The organism is Enterobacter sp. CM29, assembly GCF_013179605.1.
Taxonomy (GTDB): domain Bacteria; phylum Pseudomonadota; class Gammaproteobacteria; order Enterobacterales; family Enterobacteriaceae; genus Enterobacter; species Enterobacter intestinihominis.
On the sequence record NZ_JABMCU010000008.1, the window covers coordinates 25,333 to 48,043 of the forward strand.

Genomic DNA, 22,711 nt, shown 5'->3' on the forward strand with positions numbered 1-22,711 from the left:
AAAGAATGTGGTAAGCTTTAGCAATTACCCATACGGAGGAACTATGGATCACCGTTTACTTGAAATTATTGCCTGCCCGGTGTGCAACGGCAAACTGTATTACAGCCAGGATAAACAAGAGCTGATTTGCAAACTGGACAGCCTGGCGTTCCCGCTGCGTGACGGTATTCCGGTCCTGCTGGAAAATGAAGCCCGTTCTCTGGTGGCAGAAGAGATCAAACCATGAGTTTTGTTGTCATTATCCCTGCGCGTTATGCTTCAACGCGCCTGCCAGGTAAACCGCTGGTGGATATCAACGGTAAACCGATGATTGTGCATGTCCTTGAACGGGCACGCGAATCGGGCGCCGGACGCGTCATCGTCGCCACCGATCACCCGGATGTCGCGCGAGCGGTTGAGGCCGCGGGTGGGGAAGTGTGCATGACCCGTGCCGACCACCAGTCAGGCACCGAGCGCCTGGCGGAAGTCGTCGAAAAATGCGGTTTCAGTGACGAGACGGTGATTGTGAACGTGCAGGGCGATGAGCCGATGATCCCGGCGGCTATTATCCGTCAGGTGGCCGACAACCTGGCCCAGCGTAAGGTTGGCATGGCGACCCTCGCGGTGCCGATTCACCACGCTGAAGAGGCGTTCAATCCGAATGCGGTGAAAGTGGTCATGGACGCAGAGGGCTACGCGCTCTATTTCTCCCGCGCCCCCATTCCGTGGGATCGCGATCGTTTCGCGCAATCGAAAGAGACGATCGGCGAAACCTTCCTGCGCCACATCGGTATTTACGGCTACCGCGCCGGCTTTATTCGTCGCTATGTCGCCTGGGCACCAAGCCCGCTTGAGCATATCGAAATGCTCGAACAGCTTCGCGTACTGTGGTACGGCGAGAAAATTCACGTTGCGGTTGCCCAGGAAGTCCCTGGCACCGGCGTGGATACGCCTGAAGATCTCGAGCGCGTACGCGTCGAATTGCGTTAATTCGCTGCCATCCCCTCGTTCTGGGGGGATGTTCTCTTCCTTTTCTTTTTCATTATTGATCTCGACCGGGTGACATCCGGGGTTCGCGCGCTCATTATAAAAGCAGTAGTCTTAATGGGGGTAATCTCATATGGAACAGCTGCGTGCTGAACTCAGCCATCTCCTTGGCGAACAGCTAAGCCGGGTGGAATGCGTGAATGAAAAGGCCGATACCGCACTCTGGTCGTTGTACGACAGTCAGGGAAACCCCATGCCGCTGATGGCCAGAAGTTTTACCTCGCCGGGCGTCGCCAGACAGCTGGCCTGGAAAATGTCGATGCTGGCGCGGGAAGGGACTGTCCGTATGCCGACGGTCTACGGCGTGATGACCCATGAGGAGCATCCCGGCCCGGATGTTCTGCTTATTGAACGTTTACGCGGGGTTTCTGTTGAAGCTCCGACGCGTACACCGGAGCGCTGGGAACAGCTGAAAGATCAGATTGTCGAGGCCCTGCTAGCCTGGCATCGGCAGGACAGCCGGGGTCTTGTTGGCGCGGTAGACAGCACCCAGGAAAACCTGTGGCCGCTGTGGTATCGCCAGCGTGTTGAAGTGCTGTGGGGCACGCTGAACCAGTTCAACAACACCGGTTTAACGATGCAGGACAAACGTATTCTGTTCCGCACCCGGGAATGTCTTCCGACGCTGTTTGAGGGCTTTAACGACAACTGCGTGCTGGTTCACGGCAACTTCACGCTGCGCAGTATGCTTAAAGACTCGCGCAGCGATCAGCTTCTGGCAATGGTCGGGCCGGGGATCATGCTCTGGGCGCCGCGCGAGTACGAACTGTTCAGGCTGAGCGAGGGCGGGGCGGCGGAAGATTTGCTCTGGCACTATCTTCAGCGCGCCCCCGTTGCGGAGGCCTTTCTCTGGCGACGCTGGCTCTATCTTCTCTGGGATGAGGTGGCGCAACTGGTCAACACCGGGCGCTTTAATCGCGCCAGTTTCGATCTGGCCGCAAAATCACTCCTGCCCTGGCTTGCCTGACGAACCCTTAAGCCACTGCCACAGGCGGCCAAGCGTCTCGTAACCGACGCGGTCGCTGTGCATCAGCCATACCGGGGACGGGATTATCCGTTCCCACGGGTTGAGCGGGGCGTCAATGGCCAGCTGGTTTGCCGGAGCAGGAAGCGGATGCAGGCCCTGATTCTCAAAGAAAATCATTGCGCGCGGCAGGTGTGAAGCAGAGGTCACCAGCAGGAACGGCACATCACCGATGGCTTGTTTCACCGCAGCAGCTTCTTCTTCGGTATCTTTTGGGCTATCCAGCGTGATGATGGCGGAACGTGGTACGCCAAGCGATTCAGCCACTCTTGCCCCTGCTTCAGCGGTACTTACCGGGTTGGTTTTTGCCGCAGCGCCCGTGAAGATCATCTTCGATCCTGGATTGGCCAGCCACAGGCGGATCCCCTCGTTCAGACGCGGCAGACTGTTGTTGATCAGGTTCGAGCTGGGCGCCCAGTTCGGATCCCAGGTATACCCGCCGCCCAGCACCACGATGTAGTCCACCTTCTGGTTTCCCTGCCACGTAGGGTAGGTGTTTTCAATCGGGCGTAACAAACCGTCAGCGACCGGTTGCAGGCTGAGTAACAGCAGCGCCAGCCAGCCCACGGTGACGAGGGATTTACCGCTTTTCTGAAAGCGGCTAAACCATATCAATGCCAGCCCCAGCGCGATGAGAAGCAACAGCAGGGGAAGGGGAAGCATCATGCCTCCGATATATTTTTTTAGGGTAAAAAGCATCCTTTTTGGTTCCTTTTTTAACCATACAGCAGGCGATTGACCGTGATATTACACCAGAGTGGTTCATTCTCCGCGCGGGTGTGACAAAATAGCGGTTTTGCAGTGAGTGGAACCCTCCCAATGCGGGATCGCAATTTTGATGACATCGCGGAAAAGTTTTCGCGCAACATTTATGGCACCACCAAAGGTCAGCTACGTCAGACGATCCTCTGGCAGGATCTGGATAAGCTGCTGGCTGAATTTGGTGACCGACCGTTGCGCGTACTGGATGCCGGCGGTGGGGAAGGGCAGACTGCAATTCTGATGGCGCAGCGGGGACATCACGTCACGCTTTGCGATCTTTCTGCCGAGATGGTTGCGCGCGCCGGGCGAGCGGCAGAAGAGAAAGGTGTGAGCGACAACATGCATTTTATACATTGCGCCGCTCAGGACATTCCGCAGCATTTGGAAACGCAGGTTGATCTGATATTGTTTCATGCTGTGCTCGAATGGGTCGCCGAACCACAAGCGATGTTAAAAACGCTGTGGTCGATGCTGCGCCCGGGCGGTGCGTTATCGCTGATGTTTTACAATGCCAACGGCCTGCTAATGCGAAACGTGCTGGTCGGCAATTTTGGCTATGTACAGCAGGGCATGTATAAAAAGAAACGACGCACGCTTTCACCGGATTTCCCCCGTGAACCGCAGCAGGTCTATGGCTGGCTGGAGGAGATCGGTTGGGAAATTACCGGCAAAACCGGCGTGAGGGTGTTTCATGATTATCTGCGTGATAAACAAAAACAGGATGACTGTTTAGACGCCTTAACAGAAATAGAGACGCGGTACTGCCGCCAGGAGCCTTATCTGAGCCTTGGCCGCTATATCCACGTCACCGCGCGCAAGCCGCAGATGCAAGGATAATCTATGAGTGAATTTTCCCAGACAGTCCCCGAACTGGTTGCCTGGGCCAGGAAAAACGATTTCTCCATCTCGCTGCCGGTAGACAGACTCTCATTCCTGCTGGCGGTTGCGACGCTAAACGGCGAACGCCTGGATGGCGAAATGAGTGAAGGCGAACTGGTGGATGCGTTCCGCCACGTCAGTGATGCGTTTGAGCAAACCAGCGAAACCATTAGCGTGCGTGCCAACAACGCAATCAATGATATGGTGCGTCAACGTCTGCTGAACCGCTTTACCAGCGAGCAGGCGGAAGGAAACGCCATCTATCGTCTTACGCCACTGGGCATTGGCATTACCGACTATTACATCCGCCAGCGCGAATTTTCCACGCTGCGTCTCTCCATGCAGCTCTCCATTGTTGCAGGCGAGCTGAAGCGTGCCGCCGACGCGGCTGATGAAAACGGTGACGAATTCCACTGGCATCGCAACGTTTACGCGCCGCTAAAATACTCGGTCGCCGAGATTTTCGACAGTATCGATCTGACTCAACGTCTGATGGACGAACAGCAGCAGCAGGTCAAAGACGATATCGCTCAACTGCTGAATAAAGACTGGCGTGCGGCCATCTCCAGCTGTGAACTTTTGCTGTCAGAAACGTCCGGTACGCTACGTGAGTTGCAGGATACGCTGGAGGCGGCTGGGGATAAGCTACAGGCCAACCTGCTGCGCATCCAGGACGCGACGATGGCACACGACGATCTGCATTTTATCGACCGTCTGGTGTTTGATTTGCAGAGTAAGCTTGACCGCATTATCAGCTGGGGCCAGCAGTCGATCGACCTGTGGATCGGTTACGACCGCCACGTGCATAAATTTATCCGTACCGCCATCGATATGGATAAGAACCGCGTCTTTGCTCAGCGTCTGCGCCAGTCGGTACAGACCTACTTTGATGCGCCGTGGGCGCTGACATACGCCAACGCCGATCGTCTTCTGGATATGCGCGACGAAGAGATGGCGCTGCGTGATGAAGAGGTTACCGGGGAACTGCCGCCGGATCTGGAATACGAAGAATTTAACGAAATTCGCGAGCAGCTTGCGGCGATGATCGAAGAACAGCTCGCTGTCTATAAAGCCAGACAAGCACCGCTGGATCTTGGCCTCGTGGTACGCGACTATCTGGCGCAGTATCCGCGCGCGCGCCACTTCGATGTTGCCCGCATTGTTGTAGACCAGGCGGTGCGCCTGGGCATCGCACAAGCCGATTTCACCGGACTGCCGCCGAAGTGGCAGCCGATTAACGATTACGGAGCCAAGGTACAGGCGCATGTCATTGACAAATATTGAACAAGTGATGCCAGTTAAGCTGGCACAGGCGCTGGCGAATCCGTTGTTTCCGGCGCTGGACAGCCAGCTGCGTGCCGGTCGTCACATTGGCCTTGACGAGCTGGATAATCACGCCTTTTTGATGGACTTTCAGGAGTATCTGGAAGAGTTTTACGCTCGCTATAACGTTGAGCTGATCCGCGCGCCGGAAGGGTTTTTCTACCTGCGTCCGCGCTCTACTACGCTTATTCCGCGCTCGGTGCTTTCCGAACTGGATATGATGGTCGGCAAAATTCTCTGCTACCTCTACCTCAGCCCGGAACGTCTGGCGAATGAAGGGATCTTCACCCAGCAGGAGCTTTACGATGAGCTGCTGTCGCTGGCGGATGAAAGCAAGCTGCTCAAGCTGGTAAATAACCGCTCGACGGGGTCCGATCTGGACCGTCAGAAATTACAGGAAAAAGTTCGCTCTTCCCTGAACCGTCTGCGCCGTCTGGGAATGGTCTGGTTCATGGGTCACGACAGCAGCAAGTTCCGCATTACCGAATCGGTCTTCCGCTTTGGTGCCGACGTGCGTGCGGGTGACGATGCGCGTGAAGCACAGCTGCGCATGATCCGTGACGGTGAAGCGATGCCGGTGGAAAACCATTTGCAGCTCAATGACGAGCACGAAGAGAATCAGCCGGATAGCGGGGAGGAAGAGTAATGATTGAACGCGGTAAATTTCGCTCACTAACGCTGATTAACTGGAACGGCTTCTTTGCCCGAACCTTCGATCTGGATGAGCTGGTGACAACGCTCTCCGGCGGTAACGGGGCAGGTAAATCCACCACCATGGCGGCCTTCGTGACGGCGCTGATCCCTGACCTGACCCTGCTGCACTTCCGTAACACCACTGAAGCGGGTGCAACGAGCGGCTCCCGAGATAAAGGGCTGCACGGTAAGCTGAAAGCGGGCGTCTGTTATTCGGTGCTGGACGTGATCAACTCCCGTCATCAGCGCGTGGTTGTAGGCGTGCGCCTGCAGCAGGTTGCCGGCCGCGACCGTAAAGTAGATATCAAACCGTTTGCGATCCAGGGGCTGCCAACCTCCGTGCAGCCGACCGCGCTGCTGACGGAAACCCTGAATGAACGTCAGGCGCGCGTTCTGACGCTCCAGGAGCTGAAGGACAAGCTGGAAGCCATCGAAGGCGTGCAGTTTAAGCAGTTTAACTCCATTACCGACTACCACTCTCTGATGTTCGATCTCGGCGTGGTGGCCCGTCGTCTGCGCAGCGCGTCAGATCGTAGTAAATACTACCGTCTGATTGAAGCCTCCCTGTACGGCGGTATCTCAAGCGCCATTACCCGCTCCCTGCGCGACTACCTGCTGCCGGAAAACAGCGGCGTGCGTAAGGCCTTCCAGGATATGGAAGCCGCGCTGCGTGAAAACCGCATGACGCTGGAAGCGATTCGCGTTACGCAATCTGACCGCGATCTGTTTAAGCACCTGATCAGCGAAGCCACCAACTACGTGGCGGCAGACTATATGCGTCACGCCAACGAGCGCCGTATTCATCTCGATCAGGCGCTGGAATACCGCCGCGAGCTGTTTACCTCCCGCAAACAGCTGGTGGCCGAGCAGTATAAGCATGTCGAAATGGCGCGCGAACTGGGCGAGCACAACGGTGCCGAAGGGGATCTGGAAGCCGATTACCAGGCGGCCAGCGATCATCTGAACCTGGTGCAAACCGCGCTGCGTCAGCAGGAAAAAATCGAGCGTTATGAAGCCGATCTCGATGAGCTGCAAATTCGTCTTGAAGAGCAAAATGAAGTGGTGGCAGAAGCCGCCGATTTGCAGGAAGAGAACGAAGCCCGCGCGGAAGCCGCCGAGCTGGAAGTGGATGAGCTGAAAAGCCAGCTCGCAGACTACCAGCAGGCGCTGGACGTGCAGCAGACCCGCGCGATCCAATACAACCAGGCGCTGCAGGCGTTGCAGCGTGCCAAAGAGCTGTGCCACCTGCCGGACCTGACCCCTGAAAGCGCTGACGAATGGCTGGATACCTTCCAGGCCAAAGAGCAGGAAGCCACTGAGAAACTGCTTTCTCTCGATCAGAAAATGAGCGTGGCGCAAACGGCACACAGCCAGTTTGAGCAGGCGTACCAGCTGGTGGTGGCGATCAACGGTCCGCTGGCGCGTAACGAAGCGTGGGACGTTGCCCGTGAGTTGCTGCGCGACGGCGTCAATCAGCGCCATCTGGCCGAGCAGGTGCAGCCGCTGCGCATGCGCCTGAACGAGCTGGAACAGCGTCTGCGTGAACAGCAGGAAGCTGAGCGTCTGCTGGCGGAATTCTGCAAACGTCAGGGTAAAAATTACGATTTCGACGAGCTTGAGGCTCTGCATCAGGAGCTGGAAGCGCGTATTGCGGCCCTGTCCGATACCGTATCGAACGCCAGCGAACAGCGCATGACGCTGCGTCAGGAGCTGGAACAGCTTCAGTCCCGTTCGAAGACGCTCTTACAGCGTGCGCCGATCTGGCTGGCCGCACAAAGCAGCCTGAACCAGCTCAGCGAGCAGTGTGGTCAGGAGTTTGCCTCCAGCCAGGACGTCACCGAATACATGCAACAGCTGCTGGAGCGCGAACGCGAAGCGATTGTTGAGCGTGACGAAGTGGGCGCGCGCAAGCGTGACGTCGATGAAGAAATCGAGCGTTTAAGCCAGCCTGGCGGCTCAGAAGATCCGCGCCTGAATGCGTTAGCCGAGCGTTTCGGCGGCGTGCTGCTGTCTGAAATTTACGACGACGTCGGCCTGGACGATGCGCCGTACTTTTCCGCGCTGTACGGTCCGTCCCGTAACGCGATTGTAGTGCCGGATCTGTCGCTGATTTCTGACCAGCTTGCAGGGCTGGAAGACTGCCCGGAAGATCTCTACCTCATCGAAGGGGATCCGCAGTCGTTTGATGACAGCGTATTCAGCGTCGACGAGCTGGAAAAAGCGGTGGTGGTGAAAATCGCCGATCGCCAGTGGCGCTATTCGCGCTTCCCGGAACTGCCGCTGTTTGGCCGCGCCGCGCGTGAAAACCGTATTGAAAGCCTGCACGCCGAGCGTGAAACGCTTTCAGAGCGTTTTGCGACCCTGTCGTTTGACGTGCAGAAAACCCAGCGTCTGCATCAGGCGTTCAGCCGCTTTATCGGCAGCCATCTGGGCGTTGCCTTCCAGCCCGATCCGGAAGCCGAAATTCGTAAGCTCAACACCCGCCGCGGTGAGCTGGAGCGTGCGCTTGCCAGCCATGAAAATGACAACCAGCAAAGCCGCGTGCAGTTTGAGCAGGCGAAAGAAGGCGTTGCGGCCCTTAACCGCATCCTGCCGCGCCTGAACCTGCTGGCGGACGATACGCTCGCCGACCGCGTGGATGAGATTCAGGAACGTCTGGACGAAGCGCAGGAAGCGGCGCGCTTTGTGCAGCAACACGGCAATCAGCTGGCAAAACTGGAGCCGATGGTTTCCGTTCTCCAGAGCGACCCGGAACAGTTTGAGCAGTTAAAAGAAGATTACGCCTGGTCACAGCAGGTGCAGCGCGAAGCGCGTCAGCAGGCGTTTGCCCTCACGGAAGTGGTGCAACGTCGCGCACACTTCGGCTACTCCGATTCAGCAGAAATGCTGAGCGGGAACAGCGATCTGAATGAAAAGCTGCGCCAGCGTCTTGAGCAGGCCGAAGCGGAACGAACGCGCGCCCGTGAAGCGATGCGTACTCACGCTGCACAGCTGAGCCAGTACAGCCAGGTCATGGCATCGCTGAAAAGCTCCTTCGACACCAAGAAAGAGCTGTTAAATGACCTGCATAAAGAGTTGCAGGACATTGGCGTGCGCGCCGACAGCGGCGCAGAAGAGCGGGCGCGTATTCGCCGTGATGAGCTGCATGCTCAGCTCAGCAACAACCGTGCGCGTCGTAATCAGCTCGAAAAAGCGCTGACCTTCTGTGAAGCGGAGATGGACAACCTGACGCGTCGTCTGCGCAAGCTGGAGCGCGACTATTTTGAGATGCGTGAACAGGTTGTGACCGCGAAGGCGGGCTGGTGCGCGGTGATGCGCATGGTGAAGGACAACAACGTGGAGCGTCGTCTGCACCGTCGCGAGCTGGCGTACCTGTCAGCCGATGAACTGCGCTCTATGTCGGATAAGGCGCTGGGTGCGCTGCGTCTGGCCGTGGCGGACAATGAACACCTGCGCGACGTGCTGCGCATGTCCGAAGATCCGAAGCGTCCTGAGCGCAAAATTCAGTTCTTCGTGGCGGTTTATCAGCACTTACGCGAGCGTATTCGTCAGGACATCATCCGTACCGACGATCCGGTTGAAGCGATCGAACAGATGGAGATCGAGCTGGGCCGTCTGACGGAGGAGCTGACCTCCCGCGAGCAGAAGCTGGCAATCAGCTCCCGCAGCGTGGCGAATATTATTCGTAAAACCATTCAGCGCGAGCAGAACCGTATCCGTCAGCTGAACCAGGGCCTGCAAAGCGTGTCGTTTGGCCAGGTAAACAGCGTGCGGCTGAACGTGAACGTGCGTGAGGCGCACTCCACGCTGCTGGACGTGTTGTCTGAACAGCATGAGCAGCATCAGGATCTGTTCAACAGTAACCGCCTGACCTTCTCCGAAGCGCTGGCGAAGCTGTATCAGCGTCTGAATCCGCAGATTGACATGGGCCAGCGTACGCCGCAAACCATCGGCGAGGAGTTGCTGGACTACCGCAACTATCTGGAAATGGAAGTTGAGGTTAACCGTGGCTCAGACGGCTGGCTGCGCGCGGAATCCGGTGCGCTCTCTACCGGTGAAGCCATCGGTACCGGTATGTCGATTCTGGTGATGGTGGTGCAGAGCTGGGAAGATGAAGCGCGTCGTCTGCGTGGCAAGGACATCTCTCCATGCCGTCTGCTGTTCCTCGATGAAGCCGCGCGTCTCGACGCCCGCTCCATCGCCACGCTGTTTGAGCTTTGCGAGCGACTCGATATGCAGCTCATCATCGCGGCGCCGGAAAACATCAGTCCGGAAAAAGGGACAACCTATAAGCTGGTGCGTAAAGTGTTCCAGAACAGTGAACATGTACACGTCGTAGGTTTGCGTGGCTTCGCCCCGCAGCCACCGGAGTCATTACCGGGCACGGCTGACGCCTCTTAACCCGGGGTATGATAAAAGGCGGCGCTCAGGCGTCGCTTTTTTTATTCACTTAACTTGTGTTCAGGGCTGCGTTATCTTTAAACTTCTTTACATAAGGTAAGGCAGCAGCGTGTATGCCTTTCTATACTGAAGGAAAGCTCCAGAATACTGGGCATGTCGTGAAAAACAGGGGGCAAGGGATGTTGCTTAAGAAAGATCGTGGTCGTCAGCTGTCTGCGCTGAGTTTGTGCCTGACAGTGATGTTTGCTCCACTGTTTACCGCTCAGGCCGATGAGCCTGAAATTGTACCGACTGACAGCTCCGCGACGATGGGCGCGCAGCCGACGTCGCTGTCACAACCGCTGGATCAGTCTCCGGCGACGGCCATCATGGCCGGCATTAAACCGCTGCCGGAAGGCATCGATACTGAATCATTACGCCAGCAGCTTATGACCGGGCTGCCCTCGGGCTATACCCCCGCTTATATTAACCAGCTCACGCTGCTTTACGCTGCGCGCGATATGAAACCGATGTGGGAAAATCGCGAGGCGGTACGTGCCTTCCAGCAGCAGCTGGCTGAAGTGGCGATTGCAGGTTTTCAGCCACAGTTCACGACCTGGGTTGAACTCCTGACCGACCCTGCCGTTACCGGACAGGCGCGTGATGTGGTGCTGTCTGATGCCATGATGGGCTACTTGCAGTTTGTGGCGGGGATTTCGGTGAACGGCAACCGCTGGTTATACAGCAGTAAACCGTACAAGCTGGCGACGCCCGCGCTGTCCGTCATTAATCAGTGGCAGCTGTCGCTGGACAACGGTGAACTGCCGCGCTTTATCGCAAGCCTTGCGCCCGCCCACCCGCAGTATGCCACGATGCATCAGTCGCTTCTTGAGCTGGTCGCGGATTCCCGCCCGTGGCCTCAGTTGCGTGGAACAGCAACGCTGCGTCCGGGACAATGGAGCAGCGATGTGCCTGCGATTCGCGAAATTATGAAACGGTCTGGCATGCTTGACAGCGGCCCTAAAATTGCTCTGCCCGGCGACGAGACGCAAAACGCAGTCGTCAGCCCGTCGGCGCCGGTAAAAGAGAAAACCGCCGTTGCGCTGAGCAATAAGCCCGCCGCTTACGATCGCGAGCTGGTCGCGGCAGTGAAGCAGTTCCAGGCCGCGCAGGGGCTGGGCGCCGACGGCGTGATTGGTCCATCGACTCGCGACTGGCTGAACGTCTCTCCGGCCCAGCGGGCAGGGGTGCTGGCGTTGAATATCCAGCGCTTGCGCTTGCTGCCGGGCACGTTATCCACCGGCATTATGGTCAACATTCCGGCGTACTCTCTGGTCTACTATCAGGACGGTAGCGAAGTGCTGGCGTCCCGCGTGATTGTGGGTCGACCTGACCGCAAAACGCCGATGATGAGCAGCGCGCTGAATAACGTGGTGGTTAACCCGCCGTGGAACGTGCCGCCGACGCTGGCGCGCAAAGATATCCTGCCTAAGGTCTGGAATGACCCGGGCTATCTGGAGCGACATAACTATACGGTGATGCGTGGCTGGAACAGCAAAGAAGCGATTGACCCCTGGATGGTCGACTGGTCAACGATTACGCCTTCGAACCTGCCGTTCCGTTTCCAGCAGGCACCGGGTGCGCATAACTCGCTCGGACGTTACAAATTCAATATGCCAAGTTCGGACGCAATCTATCTGCATGATACCCCGAACCATAATCTGTTCCAGAAAGACGCACGCGCGCTCAGTTCTGGCTGCGTTCGCGTGAATAAGGCCTCCGAACTGGCGAATATGCTGTTGCAGGATGCAGGCTGGAACGATACGCGGATATCAGATGCCCTGAAGCAGGGGGATACGCGTTACGTCAATATCCGCCACAATATTCCGGTCAATCTTTACTATCTGACGGCGTTTGTGGGCGCGGACGGACGTACCCAGTATCGTACAGATATTTACAATTATGATCTGACAGCGCGATCCGGCGCACAAATCTTGCCAAAAGCGGAACAATTAATCAGGTAAATGAAGTAGTTCGGTAAAAATGATTGTCGTAAGTTATGGTGAATATGAGGCGATCTGGCTGCAAGCCGCGTATTCACTGGGATTGGGCGCCTTGACGTAGCAGGCTTTGCCAGTTATGGTGCCCTTCGTGCGCTAAGCATATTGACAATTTCTTTTACCTGTAGACCTGATTATCATGGACAAATTTGACGCTAATCGCCGCAAATTGCTGGCGTTAGGTGGCGTTGCGCTGGGCGCAGCAGCCATCCTTCCGACGCCAGCATTTGCCACCCTCTCGACACCTCGTCCGCGTATTTTAACGCTCAACAATCTGCATACTGGTGAGACGCTTAAAGCGGAATTTTTCGATGGCAGAGGCTATATTCAGGATGAATTAGCACGACTCAACCATTTTTTCCGTGATTTCCGCGCGAACAAAATCAAAGCCATCGACCCTGGATTATTCGATCAGCTTTACCGCTTGCAGGGACTGCTGGGGACCAAAAGGCCGGTGCAACTCATTTCTGGCTATCGCTCTCTGGATACCAACAATGAACTGCGCGCCCACAGCCGTGGGGTAGCGAAAAAAAGCTATCACACCAAAGGGCAGGCGATGGATTTCCATATTGAAGGCGTTTCGTTAGCCAATATTCGCAAAGCGGCGTTATCTATGCGCGCAGGTGGTGTAGGATACTACCCACGTAGCAACTTTGTGCATATTGATACCGGGCCGGTTCGGCACTGGTAATAACGAAACACAGGAGCAGTATGAACTATCGTATTATTCCGGTTACCGCGTTCTCACAGAACTGTTCATTGATCTGGTGTGAACAAACTAAACTGGCCGCGCTTGTTGATCCCGGTGGCGACGCTGAGACAATCAAGCAGGAAGTCGCTGCCAGCGGTGTAACGCTGATGCAGATTTTACTGACCCATGGCCATCTTGACCATGTGGGTGCAGCGGCTGAACTGGCTGAACACTACGGTGTGCCGATTATCGGCCCGGAAAAAGAAGATGAGTTCTGGCTTCAGGGGCTGCCTGCCCAAAGCCGCATGTTTGGTCTGGATGACTGTCAGCCACTGACACCGGACCGCTGGCTGAACGAAGGCGATCGCGTTAACGTAGGGAATGTAACTTTACAGGTGTTGCATTGCCCCGGGCATACGCCTGGCCATATTGTCTTCTTTGATGACGCGTCGCGTCTGCTGATTTCCGGTGACGTGATTTTCAAAGGGGGCGTAGGACGCAGCGATTTCCCACGCGGCGATCACGGTCAGCTGATTCAGTCGATTAAGCAGAAGTTATTACCGTTAGGTGATGATGTGACGTTTATCCCTGGACACGGACCAATGTCAACGCTGGGCGATGAGCGGTTGCATAACCCGTTCCTTCAGGATGAAATGCCTGTCTGGTAAACCCTTTCAATAAAAAAGCCTGCGCGATGCAGGCTTTTTTTATGGGTGCAGGTTACAGCACCGCGACAATGGCTTCGCACAGTGGCGCCATGTTGTCAGGCGTCATACCTGCAACGTTCACGCGGCCAGAGGCAACGGCATAGACGCCAAACTCTTCACGCAGGCGCAGCACCTGCTCTTTGGTCAGGCCGCTGAAGGAGAACATGCCGTTCTGCTTGATGATGAAGCTGAAGTCACGGTCGGCGCCTTTCTCAGCCAGCGTGTTCACAAACAGCAGACGCATGCGTTGAATGCGCTGACGCATATCGTTCAGCTCTTGTTCCCAGATTGCGCGCAGCGCATCGTTGCTCAGGATCGTCGCAACTACAGACGCACCGTGTGCCGGTGGGTTGGAGTAGTTAGCGCGGATCACGGACTTCATCTGGCTGAATGCGCGATCGACAGTTTGATCGTCAGCGGCCACCAGCGTACAGGCGCCGACACGCTCGTTATACAGACCAAAGTTCTTGGAATAGGAGCTTGCGACAATCAGCTCCTGATGGACGGCGGCGAATGCGCGCAGACCTTCAGCATCTTCTTCCAGACCACGGGCAAAGCCCTGGTAAGCGAAGTCGAACAGCGGCAGCCAGCCTTTTTCAACGGACAGCTTAGCCAGCTGTTCCCACTGTTCAAGCGTAGGATCGATACCAGTTGGGTTATGGCAGCAGCCATGGAACAGCACCACATCGCCCGCCTGGGCTTCGCTCAGGCTGGCCAGCAAACCATCGAAGTCCAGCGCGTGGTTTGCCGCGTCATAGTAGGCGTATTCACGGACTTCCAGACCCGCAGAATTAAACACGCTCTTGTGGTTCGGCCAGCTTGGATTGCTTACCCAGACACGCTTCACAGAGGTGTTTTTCGCCAGGAAATCTGCCGCCACGCGCAGTGCGCCGGTACCGCCTGGGGTCTGCGCCGTGCGGGCGCGTTTTTCGCTCACAATGGTGCTGCCTTTGCCGAACAGCAGCTCCTGGGTGCAGCGACCAAATTCAGGGATACCATCAATACCGAGGTAGTTTTTGGTGGTTTCGTTTTCCAGCAGATACTGCTCAGCTTTTTTGACGCTGGTCAGTACCGGAGTTTTGCCGGTTTCATCTTTATATACACCAATACCCAGGTTGATTTTGCCAGGGCGGTCGTCGGCACGAAACAGATCGGCCAGGCCCAGAATTGGGTCGGCAGGAGCGGCAGTAATGTTCTCAAACATGACGAAGTTCCATTGTGATTACAGAAGTGAAATCCGCTATCAGGTTAACGGTAGATTTACAAAATGCCAACCGTTTGCGACGAAAAGCGTGCGGCTTTTCAAAAGTCGCTATTATTTTCTCTCGGGAATAAAAAAACAGGGCCGAAGCCCTGTTCATTAAGCATATAGCAACGAGGTGTGCTGATTAGAACTGGTAAACCAGACCCAGAGCTACGATGTCGTCGTTGTTGATGCCCAGCTTGTTGTCGTCTTTCAGCTGGTTGATCTGATAGTCAACATAGGTAGACATGTTTTTGTTGAAGTAGTAGGTCGCACCGATATCAACGTAGTTGATGTAGTCTTCGTCACCGATACCTTCTACGTCTTTCGCTTTAGATTTGTAGTAAGCGATGGATGGACGCAGGCCGAAATCGAACTGGTACTGAGCGACAACAGAGAAGTCCTGAGACTTGTTAGCGAAACCACGGCTGCCCAGGCGCGCTGCGTTACGCATTTCGCCATAAATGGCTGCCAGGTAGATGTTGTTCGCGTCGTATTTCAGGCCGGTTGCCCACTGTTCAGCTTTGTCGCCTTCACCCCATTCCAGAGTCTGCTGGTTGTTGGTACGGTCAGCGGCGCCATAAGCACCGACAATGCCGAAGCCTTCGTAGTCATAGCTCAGAGAGGTCGCCCAGCCGTCGCCGTTGGAACGTACCGCGTCATCACGTTCATTTTTGCCCAGGTACTGAACACCAAAGTTCAGACCGTCAACCAGGCCGAAGAAGTTGCTGTTACGGTAAGTCGCCAGACCACCCGTACGGCCTGCGAAGAAGTTATCGCTCGCGCCGGTGTCGCCGCCGAACTCAGGCAGCATATCGGTGATGCCGATTGCGTCATAGACCAGACCGTAGTTACGACCGTAGTCGAAGGAACCTGCGTCACCAAATTTCAGACCTGCGAATGCCAGACGGGTTTTGTTGCCGTTCTGCGCATCGCCGCCTTCAGAATTGTTACCCTGGAAATTGTATTCCCACTGACCGTAGCCAGTCAGCTGATCGTTGATCTGAGTTTCACCTTTGAAGCCCAGACGCGCGTAAGTGTTGTCGCCATCGTTGCCCGCGTAATCAGAGAAGTAATGCAGGCCAACTGCTTTCCCGTAAAGATCTAATTTGTTGCCGTCTTTGTTATAGATTTCAGCAGCGTTTGCTGCACCGGCTACCAGCAGGGCAGGGACTACCACTGCCAGGATATTGCGCTTCATCATTATTTATTACCCTCATTGGTTTTTTTATGACACTCGCCACTGCCGTCAATAAATTCTGTCAATAAATATTTCCGGAACTATTGATGAGAGTTAGGTGTCTTTATGTGTCTGACAGGCATCTTTCCATTCATAGAACCGTTTCGCTACACTGAAAGTGCTACAATCTTCAAGATTCAGTTACCAAAAGAAAATATGTGTAACTAAATATGTATTTTTGGGAACTTTGTGAAGCACCTCAAACTTCAGCGCGTTCTGGTGAATTAAACCTCCACTTTATTCTTATATATATGATTTCCTTATGTTTAATTTAGCTAAAGGCCTTTCGTATAAACAGAAGTTAAACGGCTCATTTTTTCTTATATTCGACAAAAGCCATCCAGATGGCTGTGAAAGTGGTTGTTTTTTGTGCTATTGCGTAAGGATTGTATTAAGCACAATAAGAATAAGGTTATTTTTTTGTCTAAGGATATTTCGTGGAAACAAAACGTAACAGGTAGAGGGAATGGCGGGGTTGTGGTTTATAGACGCTTACTTTTGACTGACGAAAACTGACATTGCAGGATAAAATAATGGCCAGCATTTGCTGGCCATTAATGATTTGGTCGGTTAGAAACTTGCGTTACGCGGTGTACGTGGGAACGGAATCACATCACGTACGTTCTGAACACCTGTTACGTAAGCAATCAGACGTTCGAAGCCCAGGCCAAAGCCAGAGTGCGGAACGGTGCCGTAGCGACGGAGATCGCGATACCAGCTGTAGTCCGCCGGGTTCAGGCCCATCTCCTGCATACGCGCGTCCAGCACATCCAGGCGCTCTTCACGCTGGGAGCCACCGATGATCTCACCGATGCCCGGCGCCAGAACATCCATCGCGGCAACGGTTTTACCATCTTCGTTAAGGCGCATATAGAACGCCTTAATGTCTTTCGGATAGTTTTTCACCACAACCGGTGCTTTGAAGTGCTTCTCTGCCAGATAACGTTCATGCTCGGAGGAGAGATCCACGCCCCAGTAAACCGGGTTTTCGAATTTCTCACCGCATTTTTCCAGGATAGCGACCGCGTCGGTGTAATCCACCTGCGCGAAGTCTGCGGAGACGAAGCGTTCAAGACGGGCGATGGCGTCGTTATCGACACGCTCAGCGAAGAATTTCATGTCGTCTGCGCGTTCTTCGAGAACGGCTTTGAACACGTATTTCAGCATCGCTTCTGCCAGGCCAGCCACGTCATTCAGATCGGCAAAGGCGACTTCCGGCTCCAGCATCCAGAATTCCGCCAGGTGACGGCTGGTGTTAGAGTTTTCCGCACGGAAGGTTGGGCCGAAGGTGTAGATCTTAGACAGCGCACAGGCGTAGGTTTCGCCGTTGAGCTGGCCGGAAACCGTCAGGAAGGCTTCTTTACCAAAGAAGTCTTTGTCGTAATCGACTTTTCCTTCCGGCGTACGTGGCAGGTTTTCCATATCCAGCGTTGAAACGCGGAACATTTCACCAGCGCCTTCGGTATCGGATGCCGTGATCAGCGGAGTAGACACCCAGAAGTAACCCTGCTCGTCAAAGAAGCGATGCAGCGCCTGCGCCAGCGTATGACGCACGCGCGCCACTGCACCAATCAGGTTGGTGCGCGGACGCAGGTGCGCAACTTCACGCAGATATTCGATGCTGTGACGCTTTGCAGCCATCGGATAGGTGTCCGGATCTTCAACCCAGCCGGTCACTTCCACCGAGGTCGCCTGAATTTCGTAGCTCTGACCCTGGCCCGGAGAGGCCACCACAACACCGGTGACGATCACGGAACAGCCGGTTGTCAGGTGCAGAACGTCATCATTGTAATTGGGCAGAGAATTATTAATGACGGCCTGTACAGGATCAAAGCAGGAACCGTCATAGACGGCGAGGAAGGAGATGCCAGCTTTAGAATCTCGGCGAGTACGCACCCATCCGCGCACGGTGACCTCCTGGTCAACGGCGACACGGCCCTGGAGTACGTCGGCTACAGGCACAACGCTCATAATATTCTCTCTGTTAATAGTCGGAAAAAATAAACACTTGTCCGCCCTTATAGGGGGGATATCTATGTTACCTGCCATCCGCTATCAGACAAGTAAATTTCACCGTCTTAAGAGAAGAAATAAGAAATTAATAAGAGAAGGGGAGCCATGAAGGCTCCCCCGAAGCCGTTAACTGGCTTTTTTAACCTGAGGCAGATCGAAGGCTTTACGTAATGCGCGGACAAACGCTTTGTCATGGCAGATGGTTTTGCCCGGGCTGTCGGAGAGCTTCGCGACCGGCTTACCGTTACATTCCACTAGCTTTATGACGATGTTCAGCGGTTTCACCTGGGGGATATCACAGGTTAAGCGCGTACCAATTCCGAAACTCAGGTTCACCCGCGATGAGAAGTGGCGATAAAGGTCGACGGCTTTCGCCAGGTCAAGGTTATCGGAGAAGACCAGCACCTTACTCATGGGATCGATACCCAGTTTTTCGTAATGGGCGATGGCTTTCTCACCCCATTCAACCGGGTCCCCGGAATCATGGCGCAAACCCTGGTAGCGTTCGGCAAACTCAGGGCCAAAGTCGCGCAGGAACGCGTCCATGGTAATGCAGTCGGTAAGGGCAATACCCAGCCGATCCGGGTATTCCTCAAGCCACGCGGCGAGGGCGGCGCGCTGGCTGTTGGCAAGGTCAGGGCTGATCTGCTGGTGCGCCTGGAACCATTCGTGCGCCTGGGTACCCATCGGCGTTAAATCAAGGCGACGCGCCAGATCGTAGTTACTGGTGCCAACGAACCACGGCTCCTGTTGCAGACGTCTGACAATGGCTTCCTGAACCTCGCGAGAGAAGCGGCGGCGCGTGCCAAAGTCCATCAGACGGAAGCGGGACATATCCAGCCCTTCTGTCAGTCTGGAAAACTCAACGAGTTTATTCTCCAGAGCAGCAACCGCCTGCGTTACACCGGTTTCAGGGGAGCGATAGCGGTGGGCCAGCTCGCTGATCACGGCCAGAAGCGGCACTTCCCACATGATCACTTCGCGCCACGGGCCGGTCAGACGAATGTCCAGCTTGCCGTTATCATTGGTGACGGTGACCTGTTCCGGCTTATAGCGGAACTCACGCAGCCAGTTCAGATAGTCCGCTTTAAAGAAAGGCAGGCCTGAAAGCCACTGATATTCGTCATCGGTGAGCGCCAGATGCTGCATGGCATCGACCTGTTCACGAATGGAATCTGCGTAGATACCCAGCAAGTCGTCACCCCGGCAGCGAAATTCCGCCGCAACATGAACATCATGATAGTGGTGAAACACGGCTTGCTGCATATGCAGCTTGTACGCATCGGTATCCAGCAACGTATGCAGAACCGGAGAAGCGAATTGAGTCATAGGTGCGCTGTAGCATCCTCTCACGGGAGCGTTTAGTACAATAAACAACTCCGGAGTATACCCTGTTTAGTGATTTATTGAACCCCGATCACAACATAAGCACACTTTATGGTCGAGCGCATTTCGTGCCCCGTGTTATAAAAATGTAGCAAAAACGGCGTTGTGCCTGAAAAGATGAACATTCTGCATAGCGCGTTTTACACAACCGGAATATATTGAATCGTTACTCGACAAACGATGCATAAGGTTTTCTATGACACAACAGCCACAAGCTAAATACCGCCACGACTACCGTGCGCCGGATTACCTGATAAGCGATATCGATCTGACCTTCGACCTGGATGCCACAAAAACCGTCGTGACGGCGGTAAGCCAGGTGACGCGCCAGAGCGCGACAGCCGTGCCGCTGCGTCTGGATGGTGAAGACCTGACGCTGGTTTCCCTGCATATTAATGATGAAGCCTGGTCAGACTATAAAGAAGAAGGCAACCAGCTGGTCATCGACAACCTGCCGGAACGCTTTACCCTGCGCATCGTGAATGAAATCAGCCCTGCCGCCAATACCGCGCTGGAAGGGCTTTACCAGTCAGGCGTAGCCCTGTGCACCCAATGTGAAGCCGAAGGGTTCCGCCACATTACCTGGTATCTGGATCGCCCGGACGTCCTGGCGCGCTTTACCACCAAAATTATTGCCGACAAAACGCTGTACCCGTACCTGCTTTCCAACGGCAACCGGATTGGTGAAGGGGAACTGGAGAATGGCCGTCACTGGGTACAGTGGCAGGATCCGTTCCCTAAACCCTGCTACCTGTTTGCGCTGGTGGCGGGCGATTTCGATGTTCTGCGCGACACCTTTAAAACGCGCTCTGGCCGTGAAGTCGCGCTGGAGCTGTTCGTGGACCGTGGCAACCTTGACCGCGCCCCGTGGGCAATGACCTCCCTCATCAACTCCATGAAGTGGGATGAAACGCGCTTTGGCCTCGAATATGACCTCGACATCTATATGATCGTTGCTGTCGATTTCTTCAATATGGGCGCGATGGAGAATAAAGGTCTTAACATCTTCAACTCCAAATACGTGCTGGCGCGTACCGATACCGCAACGGATAAAGATTACCTCGATATCGAACGCGTTATCGGCCACGAATATTTCCATAACTGGACCGGGAACCGCGTCACCTGCCGCGACTGGTTCCAGCTGAGCCTGAAAGAGGGCTTAACCGTCTTCCGCGATCAGGAGTTCAGCTCCGATCTGGGATCGCGGGCGGTAAACCGCATCAACAACGTGCGCACCATGCGTGGTCTGCAATTTGCAGAAGATGCCAGCCCAATGGCCCATCCGATCCGCCCGGATAAAGTCATTGAGATGAATAACTTCTACACCCTGACGGTGTACGAAAAAGGCGCTGAAATTATCCGCATGATCCACACCCTGCTGGGCGAAGCGAATTTCCAGAAAGGGATGCAGCTTTACTTCGAGCGTCATGACGGCAGTGCGGCCACCTGCGACGATTTCGTCCAGGCGATGGAAGACGCCTCTAACGTGGATCTGTCTCATTTCCGCCGCTGGTACAGCCAGGCCGGTACGCCGATTGTGACGGTCAAAGACGACTACAACCCGGAAACTGAGCAGTACACGCTGACCATCAGCCAGCGCACACCGCCAACGGCGGAGCAGGAAGAGAAACATCCGCTGCACATTCCGTTCAGCGTTGAGCTGTACGACAACGAAGGCAACGTGATCCCGCTACAGAAGGGCGGTCACCCGGTACATAACGTGCTGAACGTGACCCAGGCAGAGCAGACCTTTATCTTTGATAACGTCTATTTCCAGCCTGTTCCTGCCCTGCTGTGCGAGTTCTCCGCGCCGGTGAAACTCGAATACAAGTGGAGCGATCAGCAACTGACGTTCCTGATGCGTCACGCGCGCAACGATTTCTCGCGCTGGGATGCGGCACAAAGCCTGCTGGCGACCTACATCAAGCTGAACGTGAACCGTTACCAGCAGGGCCAGCCGCTGACGCTGCCGGTTCATGTGGCAGACGCCTTCCGTGCCATCCTGCTGGATGAGAATATTGACCCGGCGCTGGCGGCTGAAATTTTAACGCTGCCGTCTGCGACTGAAATCGCCGAGCTGTTTGACATCATTGACCCCATTGCGATCGTCGCCGTGCGTGAAGCGCTGACCCGCACGCTGGCGACCGAACTGGCAGATGAATTCCTCGCAATTTACAACGCCAACAAGCTGGACGCGTATCGGGTGGAACATGCGGATATCGGTAAACGTTCCCTGCGCAATACCTGCCTGCGCTATCTGGCATTTGGTGAGGCAGAGCTGGCGAACACGCTGGTCAGCAAGCAGTACCATGAGGCCGATAACATGACGGATGCGCTGGCCGCACTGGCTGCAAGCGTTGCCGCCGAGCTGCCGTGCCGCGATGCGCTGATGCAGGAGTACGACGACAAGTGGCATCAGGATGGTCTGGTGATGGACAAGTGGTTCATCCTTCAGGCCACCAGCCCGGCAGCCGATGCGCTCAGCAACGTACGCAGCCTGCTGAAGCACCGTTCGTTCACCATGAGCAACCCGAACCGCGTCCGCTCCCTGATTGGCGCGTTTGCCAGCAGCAACCCGGCCGCGTTCCATGCTGAAGACGGCAGCGGTTATCAGTTCATGGTTGAAATGCTGAGCGAGCTGAACAGCCGTAACCCGCAGGTGGCGTCTCGTCTGATTGAGCCGCTGATCCGCCTGAAACGCTACGATGCGCAGCGTCAGGCGAAAATGCGTGCCGCACTTGAGCAGCTGAAAGGGCTGGAAAATTTGTCTGGCGATCTGTACGAGAAGATTACAAAGGCGCTGGCCTGATGTAAAAAAGCCCGGTGGCGCTTCGCTTTCCGGGCCTACGATTTGCCCTTGCGCCGTGCTCCCTGTTGAAGAGGGCCGGGGTGAGGGCATCAGGCATTAGCCTTTATCCGCTGAATCTCCGCTTCTCCACGTTTCATCACTCTATCCAGCACTTCCGCCTCCAGCTCCGCCAGTCTGGCCGATCCCACCCGGCGAGGACGTGGAATATCCACCGTCAGATCCAGACCAATTTTACCCTCTTCTATTAACAGCACCCTGTCTGCCATTGCCACAGCTTCGCTTACGTCATGCGTCACCAGCAGCACCGTAAAGCCGTGCGTCTGCCAGAGGGTTTCAATCAGATCCTGCATCTCGATCCGCGTCAGGGCATCAAGCGCGCCGAGCGGTTCATCAAGCAGCAGCAGGCCGGGACGATGAATCAGCGCGCGTGCCAGGGCCACGCGCTGCTTTTGTCCACCCGAGAGGGCCGCAGGCC

Annotated in this window: 17 protein-coding genes; 11 read left to right on the plus strand and 6 right to left on the minus strand. The window is 55.4% G+C overall.

Going from position 1 to position 22,711, the window contains the following annotated elements; genetic code table 11:
• The first annotated feature begins 43 nt into the window (after positions 1 to 43).
• From ycaR to HP459_RS02255, 3 genes are all read left to right on the plus strand, one after another.
• Positions 44 to 226 (plus strand): protein YcaR, encoded by a 183-nt coding sequence (gene ycaR, locus HP459_RS02245; protein ID WP_003858220.1) that lies wholly within the window; start codon positions 44 to 46, stop codon positions 224 to 226.
• Positions 223 to 969, plus strand: coding sequence for a 3-deoxy-manno-octulosonate cytidylyltransferase (kdsB, locus tag HP459_RS02250; RefSeq protein ID WP_063150010.1), 747 nt, complete (start codon positions 223 to 225; stop codon positions 967 to 969). Before ycaR ends, kdsB begins: the two co-directional genes overlap by 4 nt.
• A gap of 130 nt (positions 970 to 1,099) precedes the next feature.
• Positions 1,100 to 1,993: a YcbJ family phosphotransferase gene (locus HP459_RS02255; RefSeq protein WP_023299729.1), complete on the plus strand. Its 894-nt coding sequence runs from the start codon at positions 1,100 to 1,102 to the stop codon at positions 1,991 to 1,993.
• On the opposite strand, the gene elyC is transcribed toward HP459_RS02255, so the two are convergent.
• A complete protein-coding gene (elyC, locus tag HP459_RS02260; RefSeq protein WP_063137586.1) occupies positions 1,970 to 2,749 on the minus strand; it encodes an envelope biogenesis factor ElyC in 780 nt (259 codons plus the stop codon). The genes HP459_RS02255 and elyC overlap by 24 nt on opposite strands.
• 120 nt (positions 2,750 to 2,869) lie before the next feature.
• On the opposite strand from elyC, the gene cmoM reads away from it, so the two are divergent.
• The 7 genes from cmoM (at position 2,870) to HP459_RS02295 (ending at position 13,506) form a co-directional block, all read left to right on the plus strand.
• Complete coding sequence (gene cmoM / locus HP459_RS02265) at positions 2,870 to 3,649, plus strand: tRNA uridine 5-oxyacetic acid(34) methyltransferase CmoM (protein ID WP_006809373.1); 780 nt, start codon at positions 2,870 to 2,872, stop codon at positions 3,647 to 3,649.
• Between the two features lie 3 nt (positions 3,650 to 3,652).
• Entirely contained in the window at positions 3,653 to 4,975 is a 1,323-nt protein-coding gene (gene mukF, locus HP459_RS02270; RefSeq protein WP_022647635.1) for a chromosome partition protein MukF, read from the plus strand.
• Positions 4,956 to 5,660, plus strand: coding sequence for a chromosome partition protein MukE (gene mukE, locus HP459_RS02275; RefSeq protein ID WP_003858208.1), 705 nt, complete (start codon positions 4,956 to 4,958; stop codon positions 5,658 to 5,660). Before mukF ends, mukE begins: the two co-directional genes overlap by 20 nt.
• A complete protein-coding gene (mukB, locus tag HP459_RS02280) occupies positions 5,660 to 10,108 on the plus strand; it encodes a chromosome partition protein MukB (RefSeq protein WP_023299731.1) in 4,449 nt (1,482 codons plus the stop codon). Before mukE ends, mukB begins: the two co-directional genes overlap by 1 nt.
• Before the next feature lie 179 nt (positions 10,109 to 10,287).
• On the plus strand, positions 10,288 to 12,111 hold the full coding sequence (ldtD, locus tag HP459_RS02285) for a L,D-transpeptidase (RefSeq protein WP_063137584.1): 1,824 nt from the start codon (positions 10,288 to 10,290) through the stop codon (positions 12,109 to 12,111).
• A 175-nt stretch (positions 12,112 to 12,286) separates the two neighbouring features.
• Positions 12,287 to 12,838 (plus strand): YcbK family protein, encoded by a 552-nt coding sequence (locus tag HP459_RS02290; RefSeq protein WP_003858202.1) that lies wholly within the window; start codon positions 12,287 to 12,289, stop codon positions 12,836 to 12,838.
• A gap of 20 nt (positions 12,839 to 12,858) precedes the next feature.
• Positions 12,859 to 13,506 (plus strand): MBL fold metallo-hydrolase, encoded by a 648-nt coding sequence (locus HP459_RS02295; protein ID WP_022647638.1) that lies wholly within the window; start codon positions 12,859 to 12,861, stop codon positions 13,504 to 13,506.
• 52 nt (positions 13,507 to 13,558) lie between these two features.
• Here the strand turns inward: HP459_RS02295 and HP459_RS02300 are convergent, their stop codons facing one another.
• From HP459_RS02300 to pncB, 4 genes are all read right to left on the minus strand, one after another.
• Positions 13,559 to 14,749, minus strand: a complete 1,191-nt coding sequence (locus tag HP459_RS02300; protein ID WP_023299734.1) for an amino acid aminotransferase — start codon at positions 14,747 to 14,749, stop codon at positions 13,559 to 13,561.
• Positions 14,750 to 14,933: 184 nt separating this feature from the next.
• A complete protein-coding gene (gene ompF, locus HP459_RS02305; RefSeq protein WP_022647640.1) occupies positions 14,934 to 15,992 on the minus strand; it encodes a porin OmpF in 1,059 nt (352 codons plus the stop codon).
• Between the two features lie 606 nt (positions 15,993 to 16,598).
• Positions 16,599 to 17,999 carry an asparagine--tRNA ligase gene (gene asnS, locus HP459_RS02310; RefSeq protein WP_003858191.1) on the minus strand — a complete coding sequence of 467 codons (1,401 nt, stop codon included), beginning with the start codon at positions 17,997 to 17,999 and terminating at the stop codon, positions 16,599 to 16,601.
• Between the two features lie 168 nt (positions 18,000 to 18,167).
• Positions 18,168 to 19,370 (minus strand): nicotinate phosphoribosyltransferase, encoded by a 1,203-nt coding sequence (gene pncB / locus HP459_RS02315; RefSeq protein WP_023299736.1) that lies wholly within the window; start codon positions 19,368 to 19,370, stop codon positions 18,168 to 18,170.
• Between the two features lie 253 nt (positions 19,371 to 19,623).
• Here pncB and pepN point away from each other — a divergent pair, with 253 nt between their 5' ends.
• Positions 19,624 to 22,236 (plus strand): aminopeptidase N, encoded by a 2,613-nt coding sequence (gene pepN, locus HP459_RS02320; protein ID WP_046618431.1) that lies wholly within the window; start codon positions 19,624 to 19,626, stop codon positions 22,234 to 22,236.
• An 89-nt stretch (positions 22,237 to 22,325) separates the two neighbouring features.
• Here the strand turns inward: pepN and HP459_RS02325 are convergent.
• On the minus strand, positions 22,326 to 22,711 hold a 386-nt coding region (locus HP459_RS02325; protein WP_171935893.1), incomplete at its 5' end, for an ATP-binding cassette domain-containing protein.